The organism is Desulfovectis peckii (assembly GCF_055391705.1).
This window is the reverse complement of record NZ_AP042409.1, coordinates 685,308-697,874: the sequence shown is the minus strand read 5'-3', so window position 1 is coordinate 697,874 and position 12,567 is coordinate 685,308. Positions and strand designations below refer to the sequence as shown.

The 12,567-nt window shown below is 41.8% G+C and carries 14 protein-coding genes; 8 read left to right on the top strand and 6 right to left on the bottom strand.

What is annotated here, in order from left to right; all coding sequences use genetic code 11:
- Window positions 1–2: 2 nt before the first annotated feature.
- Window positions 3–1,124: a putative cytokinetic ring protein SteA gene (steA, locus tag ACZ5NG_RS03475; RefSeq protein WP_464252610.1), complete on the bottom strand. Its 1,122-nt coding sequence runs from the start codon at window positions 1,122–1,124 to the stop codon at window positions 3–5.
- Window positions 1,125–1,398: 274 nt separating this feature from the next.
- On the opposite strand from steA, the gene ACZ5NG_RS03470 reads away from it, so the two are divergent.
- The 3 genes from ACZ5NG_RS03470 to ACZ5NG_RS03460 all read left to right on the top strand — a co-directional run bounded on the left by ACZ5NG_RS03470 (window position 1,399) and on the right by ACZ5NG_RS03460 (window position 4,727).
- Window positions 1,399–2,055 carry an NAD(P)/FAD-dependent oxidoreductase gene (locus ACZ5NG_RS03470; RefSeq protein ID WP_464252609.1) on the top strand — a complete coding sequence of 219 codons (657 nt, stop codon included), beginning with the start codon at window positions 1,399–1,401 and terminating at the stop codon, window positions 2,053–2,055.
- A 117-nt stretch (window positions 2,056–2,172) separates the two neighbouring features.
- Window positions 2,173–3,465 (top strand): Ig-like domain-containing domain, encoded by a 1,293-nt coding sequence (locus tag ACZ5NG_RS03465; RefSeq protein ID WP_464252608.1) that lies wholly within the window; start codon window positions 2,173–2,175, stop codon window positions 3,463–3,465.
- Between the two features lie 134 nt (window positions 3,466–3,599).
- Window positions 3,600–4,727, top strand: a complete 1,128-nt coding sequence (locus ACZ5NG_RS03460; RefSeq protein ID WP_464252607.1) for a DUF4365 domain-containing protein — start codon at window positions 3,600–3,602, stop codon at window positions 4,725–4,727.
- Window positions 4,728–5,034: 307 nt separating this feature from the next.
- On the opposite strand, the gene ACZ5NG_RS03455 is transcribed toward ACZ5NG_RS03460, so the two are convergent.
- The 3 genes from ACZ5NG_RS03455 to ACZ5NG_RS03445 form a co-directional block, all read right to left on the bottom strand.
- Window positions 5,035–6,663 (bottom strand): (Fe-S)-binding protein, encoded by a 1,629-nt coding sequence (locus ACZ5NG_RS03455; RefSeq protein ID WP_464252606.1) that lies wholly within the window; start codon window positions 6,661–6,663, stop codon window positions 5,035–5,037.
- 14 nt (window positions 6,664–6,677) lie between these two features.
- Complete coding sequence (locus tag ACZ5NG_RS03450; protein ID WP_464252605.1) at window positions 6,678–7,580, bottom strand: nitrate reductase gamma subunit; 903 nt, start codon at window positions 7,578–7,580, stop codon at window positions 6,678–6,680.
- A gap of 260 nt (window positions 7,581–7,840) precedes the next feature.
- Window positions 7,841–8,509, bottom strand: coding sequence for an O-methyltransferase (locus ACZ5NG_RS03445; RefSeq protein ID WP_464252604.1), 669 nt, complete (start codon window positions 8,507–8,509; stop codon window positions 7,841–7,843).
- A 156-nt stretch (window positions 8,510–8,665) separates the two neighbouring features.
- Between ACZ5NG_RS03445 and ACZ5NG_RS03440 the strand changes: the two genes are divergently transcribed.
- Window positions 8,666–8,842 (top strand): hypothetical protein, encoded by a 177-nt coding sequence (locus ACZ5NG_RS03440; RefSeq protein WP_464252603.1) that lies wholly within the window; start codon window positions 8,666–8,668, stop codon window positions 8,840–8,842.
- A gap of 4 nt (window positions 8,843–8,846) precedes the next feature.
- Here ACZ5NG_RS03440 and ACZ5NG_RS03435 read toward each other — a convergent pair whose 3' ends face one another.
- Window positions 8,847–9,101 (bottom strand): hypothetical protein, encoded by a 255-nt coding sequence (locus ACZ5NG_RS03435; protein ID WP_464252602.1) that lies wholly within the window; start codon window positions 9,099–9,101, stop codon window positions 8,847–8,849.
- Window positions 9,102–9,349: 248 nt separating this feature from the next.
- Here ACZ5NG_RS03435 and ACZ5NG_RS03430 point away from each other — a divergent pair, with 248 nt between their 5' ends.
- Window positions 9,350–9,478: a hypothetical protein gene (locus ACZ5NG_RS03430; protein WP_464252601.1), complete on the top strand. Its 129-nt coding sequence runs from the start codon at window positions 9,350–9,352 to the stop codon at window positions 9,476–9,478.
- Window positions 9,479–9,519: 41 nt separating this feature from the next.
- Here the strand turns inward: ACZ5NG_RS03430 and ACZ5NG_RS03425 are convergent, their stop codons facing one another.
- Complete coding sequence (locus ACZ5NG_RS03425; protein WP_464252600.1) at window positions 9,520–10,128, bottom strand: nitroreductase family protein; 609 nt, start codon at window positions 10,126–10,128, stop codon at window positions 9,520–9,522.
- A 141-nt stretch (window positions 10,129–10,269) separates the two neighbouring features.
- Here ACZ5NG_RS03425 and ACZ5NG_RS03420 point away from each other — a divergent pair, with 141 nt between their 5' ends.
- Genes ACZ5NG_RS03420 through ACZ5NG_RS03410 form a run of 3 tightly spaced genes read left to right on the top strand, consistent with a single transcriptional unit; the run spans window position 10,270 to window position 12,566 of the window.
- Entirely contained in the window at window positions 10,270–10,737 is a 468-nt protein-coding gene (locus ACZ5NG_RS03420) for a NapC/NirT family cytochrome c (RefSeq protein WP_464252599.1), read from the top strand.
- Entirely contained in the window at window positions 10,734–12,020 is a 1,287-nt protein-coding gene (locus ACZ5NG_RS03415) for an ammonia-forming cytochrome c nitrite reductase subunit c552 (protein WP_464252598.1), read from the top strand. The genes ACZ5NG_RS03420 and ACZ5NG_RS03415 overlap by 4 nt, the downstream gene beginning before the upstream one ends.
- A 42-nt stretch (window positions 12,021–12,062) precedes the next feature.
- On the top strand, window positions 12,063–12,566 hold the full coding sequence (locus tag ACZ5NG_RS03410; RefSeq protein ID WP_464252597.1) for a YhcN/YlaJ family sporulation lipoprotein: 504 nt from the start codon (window positions 12,063–12,065) through the stop codon (window positions 12,564–12,566).
- The last annotated feature ends 1 nt before the right edge of the window (window position 12,567 follow it).

Below are 12,567 nucleotides of genomic sequence, written 5' to 3'. Positions count from 1 at the left end.
TCCTAAATTCCCAACAGGATTCTAAATTGAATATAAATAAGCCTCAAAAGTTCCCGGGTCGGAGGTGCAATCACCATCACCACGGCTAACGGCACCATTGCCGCTAACACAACCTGGGCTAAATACTTGGCCCGCATTGGGCTTCTATACAATTTGTTAACCCCTTTGGCGTCAACCAAAATAGAACCCACTTTTAACCTGACCAAAAAAGTACTGGCCATTCCCTTGCGGCCCTTTTCCAAAAACTCAAGCATATTAGAGTGGGTACCCACTGCCACGATTAATTCCGTACCCTTTTCATAAGCCAACAGCATTGCTATATCTTCGCTTGTGCCCCGGGCGCGGAAGATTTTAGCCTTTAACCCCAATTTTTCAATCCGAGCCAAACCCGGCGCTCGTCCATCGGGATAAGCATGAACAATTAACTCCGCACCGCATTTTAAGGTGCTGTCGCTGATACTGTCCATATCACCGATAATAATATCCGGCGTATATCCAAACTCTAAGAGGGCGTCTGCTCCGCCGTCCACACCGATAATTACCGGCTTTACCTCGTCAATGTAAGATTTAATCGCAATTAAGTCTTCTTTGTAGTTATGACCCCGTACTACAATTAAAGTGTGGCGGTGCTTAAAATTTGTTTGCACCTCAGGCATCGGCAGGTCTTTACATATTAAGTCAATTTCATTTTGGGCATAGTCTAAAGTGTTTTGCACAAAACGGGATAAGGTTTTGTTTACATTCTTTTTCGATTCCTCCATTTTTTTCAATACATAGTCTTTATCCAACACTTGTCCACTGGCAAGGAATTTTTCCTGACAATAGATGTGACCGTCAATGACCTCTACTTTATCACCCTCTGTCAACAGTTCAAACAGTTCAATACCGGCATCGTCTATCAAAGGAATACCCGCTTCCAACAATGTCAGCGGACCTAAGTTCGGATAATCTTCGCTTAGTGAAGGCACAACATTGATCACGGCTTTAACTTTAGCGTTGATTAATGATTCAGCAGCAACTTTATCCAGTTCACGGTGATTAATTACTGCAATATCTCCGGGCTGTAAACGTTTCACCAGGTTTTTCGTCCTGGCATCTAATTTAACGGTACCTTTGATATGCATAAAATCACCACCTTAATTACAATCATAACCCATTGTACTTTCTTTCAAATATGAAGTCAAGATAAGCAGCCGGTAATTTGTAAAAATATTACAATTTTTAGTTAGTCTTTCCTTTGTTTTTATGTAAACCTACCATTATTTTAAACCATGATCACATTAATTTTTTTGTAATATTTAATAAATTAATTAATTTTATGATTTAGATCATGTTACCGGAAAAAAATCTGTTATAAAATAACAGTTGTAATAAAAATTAGTAAGGGGGTTTTAAAAAATGTCTGCTGCACCTAGAGGAGCAGTACCGCAAAAAGACGGTCAAACTTATGCAATTATCCCAAAATTAAAGTTAGGGTTAATTGATGCCCCGACTCTGCGCAAACTAGCTGATGTTATTGAAAAATATAACATTCCTGTCGCTAAAATTACCGGTTCAATGCGCTTGGCGTTAGTAGGAATGAAAGCAGATGATGTAGAACCAATTTGGAACGATCTGGGCTTAGAACCGGCACCTGCTGTCGGCAACTGCATACGTTCCATACAATCCTGCCCGGGAACCGCAGTGTGCAAGTTAGGCCTGCAAGACTCGCTAGGTTTAGGATTAGCGTTGGATGAAAAGTATTCCGGCCTTGAATTACCCAGTGTCCTGAAAATCGGCATTTCCGGCTGCACAAACTGCTGTGGTGAAAGTTATGTCCGTGACATCGGCCTAGTCGGCAAAGCAAAGGGCTGGACTGTTATAGTCGGCGGTTATTCTTCACGCCAAGCCCGTATAGGTGATGTTTTGGTTGAAGGGTTAAGCCAAGAAGAAGCGTTAAATACGGTAGATAAAATAATTGCCGTTTATAAAGAACAAGCAAAAGAACGTGAACGTCTCGGCAAAACTATCGATCGCATTGGCTTGGAAGAATTCAAAAAATTGGTATTAGGCTAAGTATACCCTACAAAGGAAGCTGCCTTAAAATGGCAGCTTCCTTTTATTTATGGGTAATTTTAACAGTTAAATAATCATAGACTTATTAAATGACAGGCAATTAAAGAGGTGAAACAAATGGCTTTAACAATTTCGTTTCGCCAAATGAAAATATTTGCCCTTTCCGTTATTTCTCTTATTGCCCTTTGGCTGATTATCGGACATTTTGTTTGGGTTAAAGTAAGCCGTACCGAGCTGCATCAGGTATGGGTAGATTATTATTTTTTAGCTCCCATGAATACCAACCGCGCATTGGATAATTTCCATATCCGCTCAGAAGTTAAGGGTGATCGGGTTAATTATCAGCAAGTGTGGCATTCTCCTTTTCACTTAACAATAAAAATTGATGAAAGTGATTACCCTCGGGGAGTGGAATATACATACAGCTTCAACAAATCCAAAGCATTGATACCCCCTTTTACTGTCTCCAAACAAGGAACTATACTAACCAAAGTAACCCCGGAACTAATATCTGTAACACCGCAGAAAAACGCGCCAACCCTCGGACCGATTACGCTTCGTTTTAACACGCCGATTTCGCCGCAAAGCATCGGTCAACACATTCAGTGTGATGCGCAAGGTGAGTTTAAACCGCTGGAAGGCAATCTGACCACCTGGCAGTTTATACCGCACCAACCCTTAAAACACCAAAAAACCTATCATTTTACTGTCAAAGCGGGATTAAAAAGTTTGCACGGTGCGGTAAGCAAGCAAGAACAGCAAGTAGCTATCAGCACCGTCCCGCAGTTTAAATTTATACAATCCTACCCCAAAAACGGAGACAACAGTGTTTGGCTGAGCCGTACAATAAAATTTACCGTTAACCAACCGGTTAAAGAGGCAAACATTAAAGCAAACTTTAAAGGAAAAACGGAAATTAAAGACAATACCGTTTACTACATTCCGGAAAGAGTCTTTTTACCGGCATCAAAATATCAGGTGGAAGCAGATATCACATCTGTTTACGGTGAGAAATTGACAGCAAAAATATCTTTTGCCACTACTTATTTAGGAAATGAAAAATGGTTGGAAGTAAAGGCCGGCAAACCGTGCAGCGTATGGCTAATGCAAGGCAGTAAAGAACTGTCTTGTGCTGAAGGCTGGTTTACCAGGTCTCTGGATAAACTCCCCTTAGTTACTATGTACGAGATAAACCGAGGTACGGGCAGCGGTGCAGCAGAAACAGGTGAAAAACTGCCCTGGATAAAACTAAACTCCGATATATTGCTGCATTCTACCGATTATCGCGGCGTAGACGATCATCAACAACTGGGCTTGCCCCACAGTTACAGTTGCCTGTTACTGCCGGCAGAAGTGTTAGAAAAGCTGACTAAAGAATTCAAAAAGGGTTTCATGGTAATTGTGCATTAATAATTACATAATAATTCAGAAATTGCTTTACAATCTTCCCTTCAGTTGATATGATCAGTACAAAGAAAATTAGTTATAGCGATACAAACTTAAAGTAACAGCGAATTAAAAAAATTAAAAAGCAGGTGGAAAATATGTCTGGGTTTAATGGTTGTGCTGATTGCTTGCCTGAACGTTCCCCGCCAATTGCCGATCAAAGGTTACATGCTGCCCGGCAAGTATTTCTTAACTCTCGGCCAAAATCTTGGAATGTAGTACCAATGAACTGCCAATGCGGCCTTGACTACCATATTCAAATTAGAGAACCGTCTGCCGCTGCCGGAGCGTCTTTTTATGTAAACCTCGTGGTCTTAGAAAAAACAAGCCGCACTGCCAACGAATTAACTGTTTCGCTGGAAACGAAGCGGCTTAAACATTATTTTGCTCATCTAAAAAAACCATTGTATTTAATTGTTGTTGAACCAGACAAAGGTAATGTTTTTTGGCTAGACACTCAAGAGTATGTGAAAAAAATAACTATGTATGCTACAGAAGAAAGAATGAACATTACCGTGCCTTTAAGCAACAAATTAAATGCAGCAGTTGACAAACTGGAAAACAGCGTCATCAACAGCATCAAAAAATTATATCTGCAGCTCTTTCGCCGCAAATTTAACCGCCTGGCTGCCATAATTAACGGTTTAAATACCGCCCAACAGGATGCAGCTGATAATCTACGGCGGCAACGGATAGAAGATTATAGCACTGTTCCCGCCTTACAAAGTGAAGCCGACAGCATCATCCGCACCGGCTTAAATTATATAAAAAACTTAGACCTCTATAACCCGGTTGAAAACCGACGGGCATATAACCATATCAGCTATACTTTAGACTATGTCGGTGATTGGGCAACCCCGCTGGTGCGCAGTCAAGCGGTAGGAGAAAAAATCTATGCTAATTATCTTTATCATTTAGTTAACTCATTTAACGCCGACAATAATTCGTCAATTGATCTCCTGCAAAACAGCGACCGACAGCAGTATTTAGCAGAAGTAGACAAATTGAATAAGGCAATCATTACTGCTCTGGAAAAAGGAGAAATATTGGCCGGCTCCGTTTTAATGCTGCGTTTGTCAGATTTTTACTACGCTGCGTTTCCTTACGTAAACAAAATTATTGAAATAAATGCGGCCATGGAGCTGTTGGAAAATGCCGAAAAGATCATAGAAATGGCTCACGAACTGGCCACTGCCGTTGAATCACCTAACAGAGAATTACATTAAGCAGCAAGTATGAAAACCGGCCCTGTGTATGATTAAACTGTTCAATGCAGCCAAGGTTATTTGACCTTGCAAAGGACTGACCAGCGCTTGCTAACGCAGAATTTGTGCCGACTGCCGTTTGAGTGTTAGCAAGTTCACTTTCATCTCAAGAAAAATAAGGATAATTAAACAATTGGAGGCGCCGCTTATTTACTTATTATTCTTTGATATGTGCCGGCGTGTTTGCGTAGGTAAATACCTTGGCTGCCTACTGCCTTTTCACACAGTACAAAATGGGAAACTAGCCCTTTCCTTATGCCACAGTTTTTTAAAACATCATCTCATCCTCATCCCGCAGAAAATCAAGGAAAGGCTGATCAAACTCTGTCATCGCGTTAACTACCAACTCGACTATACCGCCGTAATGCACATTAAATTTATCAGTTGTTTGATAGTAAGCCAACAGATCTCTAATTGCCCCTTTACAGTTAGAACAAGGAGCGCAGACATATTTTGGTACTTCCGGATTTTCAATTTCATCTTTGAAAGCTTCAATAATTTGCTTGAACTTCATTCTGCTGGAAACTTTGTTTCTAAATTCAGTAAAGTTAAAAGAATTCATAATGGCAAAACCGCTGCCACCGCCACAGCAGTAGTTGTTAACACCATGGGGCGTCATTTCTCTAAACTGCGGGGCAATTGCTCTTAAAATTTCACGCTGCGGTTTAACAATACCCATCATCCGCACAACGTTGCAGGGGTCGTGTAAAGTAACCGGAAAGTTGTTCCGGGAAGGATCCAACTTATATACACCGCTTTTAATCAAATCTCTCAGCAAAGGCAGAAAACTTTCTCTGGGGATATTGTCTTCTCCGACCATAATTCTGTCTTGGCTGACCATTGACGCTTTATGAGCATGTCCGCATTCTGCAATCACGATCCTTCTTACGCCCAGCTCTTTAGCCGCTTTTAACTGCGCGGCACCAATCCTTTTACCCTGAACGTCATCATAGAAAAGACCATAGTTAACATTGTCATAGCCAATCATATCGCTGCTCAGTGTCCAATCCAGCCCTGCTTCTTCAAAAAGAATGGTAAATGCGGCTGGGTTTTCCGGCCAGGCCATAAATTCACCGGCGTTGTGGATCAAGAGGATATCTGCTCCCTTTTTATCTACCGGTACTTTATACTTTTTGCCGGTACGCTCATAAATATCTTCTTCCATAAACTCGACCATATCTAAAAAGGCAGCTTTAGTAATGCCGGTACTGGAACCGGTTTGCAACTGCTTCATTGTACCGTTTTCATGCAACGGTTTGGGGGCAATGCCCATTTCCATGCTGAAAATTTTTCTGATTTCCCGAGCCAATAAACCGTTGTCCAAACCGAGGGGGCAAACTTGCGCGCAACGGCGGCAGAGGTTGCAACGATAGGCCAGCTCACCTAAACGCATTACGGTTTCATAGTTAATATCGATGTCTCCACCGCGGAATCTGCTGATTAGACTTCCCCCATGTTTGTATTTCTTATAAATTTTGCGCAGTACTTCCGAGCGAAACATCGGGCGATATATTTCCGCTTCCCCACTGGACTTAAATATGTGGCAAGCTTCCGAACAGGTGTTGCATTTTGCGCAGTATTCAAATGACAGCATAAGCGGCTGCAGCATACCACGGTTAGTTTGGTCAGAAAACAGCTTTTCCAGGCCGGATAAAAACTTGCTCACCATCTCCTGCTGTTCTTCCTTGGTTTTCGGCCGAACCAGCTGATCATTAGCTACAAATCCGTCTAATGTAGTGCAGTAATCTTCTTTCCAGGAATCCTTTATTTCTTTAAAATCAGGCTCCATGCCCGGTTTATCGTAAGGTGCCGGAAGGGGCATCAACTTTCCTAATTTACAGAGCTGATCCGAACTTTTCCCCATATCTTGAGGCTTAATGTTATTAGACATAACCATCCTCCTATCCTAAATTACTTATCTTTTTCCGGCAGTGCCGCACCGGGATTAATATGCGGTGCTGACCAGGAGGCTTTAGGTTTAAAGCTTAAAGATTCTCTTACAATAGCTTCCATTTTGCTGTTTCTTAAGTTAGGCTCATTTTCCCAAAGTACTTTGTGGAATGAAAAATATTTGCCCACGTAGTGGCTCATTTTGGTTTGCGGTATGTAAATCATTACCGCCCCCAACAGCAAAATATGAATGGTCAAAGGCAAATCAGCTTCAATTGGCGAAAAGGTGAGCAGAGCGATAAAAATTTCCCGACCATAATTAAAACCAATGTCACCGCTCCAAACCACTAAACCGGAAACAGCAACGGCAAATAAAAACAGCAAGTTAAAATATTCTTCGATTGTGGTGTATTTGTTTAACGTATTGTCAAAAACCCTTTTTAAGTACATCCCCCCGGCGCCGACTGTAAACAACACAGCTCCGGCAGCACCGGCCATAAAAGTTACATAATAGATCAGTGCGCCAAAGCCACCAGCCGTTGCAGCAACCGGTGTACCGGTCAGTTCAACAATTGCACCTACCAACAGCAATGCCGTCCACAAGAACAACAGGTAAATGCCCAAGTGCATGGCGTAACAAAGCCACCATTGGCGTCTTTGATTTACAAACAGGTTTTTAATAAATAGCATTTCTTTCAACATGTCTGTAAGTTCGCCAATATGAGATATTTTTCTTGGTTTATTCCACCACTCTGCATCTTCGTAATAAGACCCACCGTAATGCCTTCTGTCGTCAGCTTCTTTAGGAACCGGATATAATTCCCAGCGGCCATGCATTGGCATTTTAGCAAATTGGTATGCTCTGTAGATGGACAGTCCAATAAATGAAATGATTGCGATATAAGTAAAGACTGTCAAAAACAATGTTAATACCCCCTCATTTAAAATAGTTTTAGGTAGACTTATTCCCTAGAGAACAGATACCCGGCTAGGCTTGTCCAGCCTAATTTTAAACATAATTCGACAACATAAATAATACTTCGACATTTATTATAGTTTAGATTAGTTAATTAATCAATAGAGAATTCGTTCATTAGTTATTTTGAAATCAAAAAAAAACGGCTTTTTTAAAAAGCCGTTTTTAGTCATTCACCATGGAGGCATGGAAAATAACGGTATAAGTTTTAGGCAGAACGAAAGCCGTTTTCCGATTTATAGCTTAAAGAAACGCCGTCACCCAGGGGTAAAATAACCGTTTCCAGTTGCGGATGCGCCATCACCGCTTGCAGAAATTCCCGCAGCCGCTGAACAGCAGTTTTGTTTCTTCTTTTATCTACTTTGCCGGAAACAACCATTCCCTTCATCAGCACGTCATCTGCCACCAACAAGCCGCCGGGGCTTAAAATTTCTACGCATTTATCAAGAAATTCTATGTATTTTCCCTTGGCGGCATCTAAAAAAATCATGTCATAAGGACCGTTTAATTCATAAATTAACTCCCTAGCATCGCCATAAATTAAATTAATGTCTTTATCTACGCCGGCAGCTTTAAAGTTTTTTAGTGCCGCCTCATACCGGGGGCGGTTGATTTCCAGCGTGGTTATTTTTCCCCCGCGGGGCAAAACCGCCTTGGCAATCACTAATGTCGAATAACCGATAGCCGTGCCGATTTCCAGCACGCGAGTAACTTTGTGTAATAATGCAAGCCAGTATAATAATCTGGCTACTTCCGGTTCAACAATGGGCACTATTTTTTCTTCCGCCTCGCGCTCTATTCGGGCCAGTAGTTCATCCCGGGGCGGCAGCAGCGTTCTAAGATATTTTTCTACTTCACTGTTAACGATATAAGTCATTATTTTGCTTCACACTCGCAATTGGCAATATCTTCAGTTGTTATTATTGTTTCCTCCTGTCCGGTAAGTTAAATGCAAAAATCTGCTAAACCAAATTAACAGCCATTTTACCAATTAATATCAATATGTTATAATTTATATACTTGGAGGTGCGTAATGAAAGATATTAATATTGAACTAACCTGTCCCGATTGCGACACAAAATTTAGTTTGGAGCCCAAAGAAATACTGGAAAAGGAATCTATTGCCTGCCCCCAATGCAACTGTCAACTTACTGAAGGAGAACTGATTGATTTAAAATCCGCAATTAAATATATGTTAAACACAAACTAATGCTTTAATTTAGTTTGATATCAAACAACTGTTTCTGCGGATTTCTGATTGCGGAAATAACTCCCCGATCATAAAGTTCGTTTAGCTTATCTAAGATTTGTTGCTTGGGGTAATTTCTAACAAATTTTTCTACAAAATGCAGGTAATCTACTTCCATTGCGCTGAAATAAGGATCATTTTTGACCGATTCCTGAAATTCTTTTAATTCTTTTAGTTCTTGCATAATTAATTCTTCTAATTTGTCCTGTGCCATCATCATCAACTCCTTAGGTAATAATTCCAAAAAAGATGTTCAAATTCCTGCTTTGTTAGGGTAAAAACAATAGACAGTTTAAAGCTTCAAAAAGGCAGATGTAGAACCGTTTGTCGGTTAAAAGGTAAACATTACAATAAGATATTTTAAATCTTTAGGCAAAAAGCATTGCTAATTAACTGGCTATTTTGATAATATTAAATAGGAAGGTGTTCAGGGATAACTTTAAAAGTTATTTAAGGAGGGGTTGTGGGTTGGTTATCGCTGTATCTATAGTTGCCAGCGTGATAGTTTTGGCTATTTTAATGGGCTTACATGGAAAATACAACAAAGTACGGGAAGAGAATTTTCCGGTAGCTGAACTGGAAAAGTTCAACAAATAGTTTAGAAAGGGCGTGTCAGTTTTGCGACACGCCTTTTTATTTTATATTTCCTTAATAATAATTTCTTCCAGCGGTATTCTCGGCCTGGGTTTAGGGTTTTGAGCCGGATAACCGACCGGCAACAGTGCCACCACCTGGTATTTTTCATCCAGTTCCAACGCTTCTTTAGCTTTGTCTTGATCAAACATCATTACCCAGCAGCTACCCAACCCTAAATCCACTGCCCGCAAAGTAATGTGATCAATGGCAATGGCAGCGTTTAAGCCAAGATAGGCCATCATCGCCACTTTATCTTGTGTCCTTCTTTTTACAAACTCATCGGGGTTTAGCTCATCCAAAGCAGTGCCCAAAAAAGCGCCTACCTCTTTTAATTCCCGCATTCTTTTTTCAGCATGTTTAAAAGATGTTGTATCCACACAACAGGCCAGTATCACCGGAGCTTCGGTAACAAAAGTCAGCGGTGTGGCTTGGCTTAATTTTTTTCTCGCCTCTTTACTTTTAACCACTACAAAACGCCAAGGCTGCAGGTTTGACCCTGACGGAGCCAGCCTGGCCGCTTCCAGCAGCCGGTTAATCAACTCATCCGGCACCGGGTCCGGTTTAAATTTACGAATACTCCTTCTTTTCTTTATCGCATCAATTAATTCCATATGCTTCACCTCTTTGTTTATTTTAACTTTTTTTTCAAGCAATCAACAATAAGTTTTTACTACATAAAAAATTTGATAAATTGGCAGAATGTTAACAGCAACTGACTTTTCCAGCGGCAGCAATAGGGGTGATGAAGTAAAATGCAAAGAACCCTCTTAAAAGGCTTACTGGCCTTATCAGTCATCGGCTTAATCGGCTTGTTTTCTTTAAAAATCCCCTTTATATCTAAAATGCTGGACGGCCCACAATTTTGCGGCAGCTGCCATTTAATGAAACCATGGGTTGATACCTATATGGAATCTACCCATGCCGAGCACGCTACCTGCGGTGGTTGCCACATACCGCATAATTTTGTCAGCGGAGCCTTCTATAAAGCTTTTACCGGTACCCGGGACGGCCTTTACATGCTCATTGATCATGTTCCGGATCGCATTCACATCAGCAACCATGGGGCGAGCGTAGTTAACGACAACTGTTACAGCTGCCACCAAGACGTGATGGAAACAGTGGGATATCCCTACGCTGACAGAAACAAAAATTGCTTTGATTGCCATCGCGACTCACCGCATGATCGGCGGGACCTGCAGGAAGGGGGTAAACCTAGATGATTAAAAACAAAAAGCTTTTAATTGCTTTAAGCGCAGTTGTGGCTTTATTAATTGCGGGAGCATTGTATACGGTGTTTTCCATCAATAACCGCGACATCAGCGAAGCGGCAAAAAAAGTAAACCCCGAGGAAATTCAGCAGAATTATACCGCCAACGAAATATGGGGCAAACATTATCCCCGGCATTGGGAAAGTTACCAAAAAGGGCTTCAGAGCGACACCGAAACCAAATACGGCGGTAACACCCGTGAATCAAAGTTGGAGACTTATCCTTATTTGCGAACCCTTTATGCCGGCTTGGGATACTCCGAAGAATTTTGGGAGCCGCGGGGACACCCCTATGCTTTAGATGATATTACCAGTGTACCGGCATCAAGAAAGAAAACCGGCGGTGCCTGTTTAACCTGCAAATCCCCTGAAGTGCCGGATTTAATTAAACAATACGGCGATCAGTTTTACAGTACGCCCTTTAATGAGATGGCCAAAAATGTCAAGCATCCTATTGGCTGTTCTGATTGTCATGACCCAAAAACCAATGACTTGCGCATCACTCGCCCGGCATTAATTAAGGCTTATGAACGGCAAGGCAAAGATATTACCAAAGCCTCCCGGCAGGAAATGCGCAGTTTGGTTTGTGCCCAGTGCCATGTCACTTATTACTTTTTGCCCGATACCAAGGAAACCACCTTCCCTTGGGATAATGGCTTAAAGGCTGACGAAGTATATCAATATTATCAAGATAAAAATTACTCCGAGTGGACCCACCCGATCCTACAAACCGGATTGGTAAAGGCCCGGCACCCCGATTATGAGTTGTTTGTGGGCAGTACTCATCACAGTGCCGGTGTGGCCTGTGCCGATTGCCATATGCCTTATGTAAAAGAGGGAGACAGTAAAATCAGTTCCCACTGGTGGGTAAGCCCGCTGATTACTATAGAACAATCCTGTACTCCCTGTCATACGCAAGGCACAGACTACTTAAAAGAGCGGGTTTATGCCATTCAAGATCAGCATAACGAGTTTATGGATGTAGCAGCTAATACCGTGGAAAAAGCAGTGAGCGAAATTGAAAAAGCCTTAAAAACCCCCAATGCCAATCAAGAGTTGATTAAAGAAGCCCAAGCAAAATACCGCCAAGCTTTTTGGTATTTTGATTGGATTTCCACAGCCAACGGCATGGGATTCCACAATCCGCAAGAATCAGAAAAGTTCTTAGGCTTGTCCATTCAATATGCTAACGAAGCAATTCAAGCTGCCCGCGAAGCAGTATTAACCAAACAGTAACTTAAATCTAACCAGGGCAGCCAATTAAGGAGGTTAATTGTGATGCCGAGGAAAACAGTACTGTTATTGTTAACCATGTTCATCATTACAGCATTGATATTTACCGGATGCAATGCCGCGCAAAAACCGGCCCCGGATCCAGAGCCGGCTCCTGATCCGGGTATTACGCGCAGCAAAGACGTAGAAGACCCGGAAAAGAATAAATATCAAACTCAACCGGCCACCGACGAACAGGCGGTAAAAATAGCCAGAGAAGCTGACGATGTACCGGGGGTAGCCAAAGCCACCGTGGTTGTTTCCGGCAGCACAGCCTATATTGGGCTGTACTTAGATTCCAACGAGCAAACTGATGCGCAAACAGTAAAAAACAATGTGCGCGACAAAATTGCCCGAGAAAACGATAATATAAGAACTGTATACGTCACTACCGATCCTAAAGATATAGAGCGCATCAACAAAGTGGCAAACGGCATTGCCGACGGTAAAGCCAGTTCCACCTCTAAAGAGCTGGGTGAGCTGGAAGAACTTTTTAGAAATCGCCGTTAAC

What these genes read in the sequence shown, in the direction of transcription:
- ACZ5NG_RS03455 (WP_464252606.1), bottom strand. Translation starts at nt 6,663, where the DNA reads ATGGTTATGTCTAATAACATTAAGCCTCAAGATATGGGGAAAAGTTCG.
- ACZ5NG_RS03470 (WP_464252609.1), top strand. Translation starts at nt 1,399, where the DNA reads ATGTCTGCTGCACCTAGAGGAGCAGTACCGCAAAAAGACGGTCAAACT.
- steA (WP_464252610.1), bottom strand. Translation starts at nt 1,124, where the DNA reads ATGCATATCAAAGGTACCGTTAAATTAGATGCCAGGACGAAAAACCTG.
- ACZ5NG_RS03415 (WP_464252598.1), top strand. Translation starts at nt 10,734, where the DNA reads ATGATTAAAAACAAAAAGCTTTTAATTGCTTTAAGCGCAGTTGTGGCT.
- ACZ5NG_RS03435 (WP_464252602.1), bottom strand. Translation starts at nt 9,101, where the DNA reads ATGATGATGGCACAGGACAAATTAGAAGAATTAATTATGCAAGAACTA.
- ACZ5NG_RS03445 (WP_464252604.1), bottom strand. Translation starts at nt 8,509, where the DNA reads ATGACTTATATCGTTAACAGTGAAGTAGAAAAATATCTTAGAACGCTG.
- ACZ5NG_RS03465 (WP_464252608.1), top strand. Translation starts at nt 2,173, where the DNA reads ATGGCTTTAACAATTTCGTTTCGCCAAATGAAAATATTTGCCCTTTCC.
- ACZ5NG_RS03420 (WP_464252599.1), top strand. Translation starts at nt 10,270, where the DNA reads ATGCAAAGAACCCTCTTAAAAGGCTTACTGGCCTTATCAGTCATCGGC.
- ACZ5NG_RS03460 (WP_464252607.1), top strand. Translation starts at nt 3,600, where the DNA reads ATGTCTGGGTTTAATGGTTGTGCTGATTGCTTGCCTGAACGTTCCCCG.
- ACZ5NG_RS03410 (WP_464252597.1), top strand. Translation starts at nt 12,063, where the DNA reads ATGCCGAGGAAAACAGTACTGTTATTGTTAACCATGTTCATCATTACA.
- ACZ5NG_RS03425 (WP_464252600.1), bottom strand. Translation starts at nt 10,128, where the DNA reads ATGGAATTAATTGATGCGATAAAGAAAAGAAGGAGTATTCGTAAATTT.
- ACZ5NG_RS03440 (WP_464252603.1), top strand. Translation starts at nt 8,666, where the DNA reads ATGAAAGATATTAATATTGAACTAACCTGTCCCGATTGCGACACAAAA.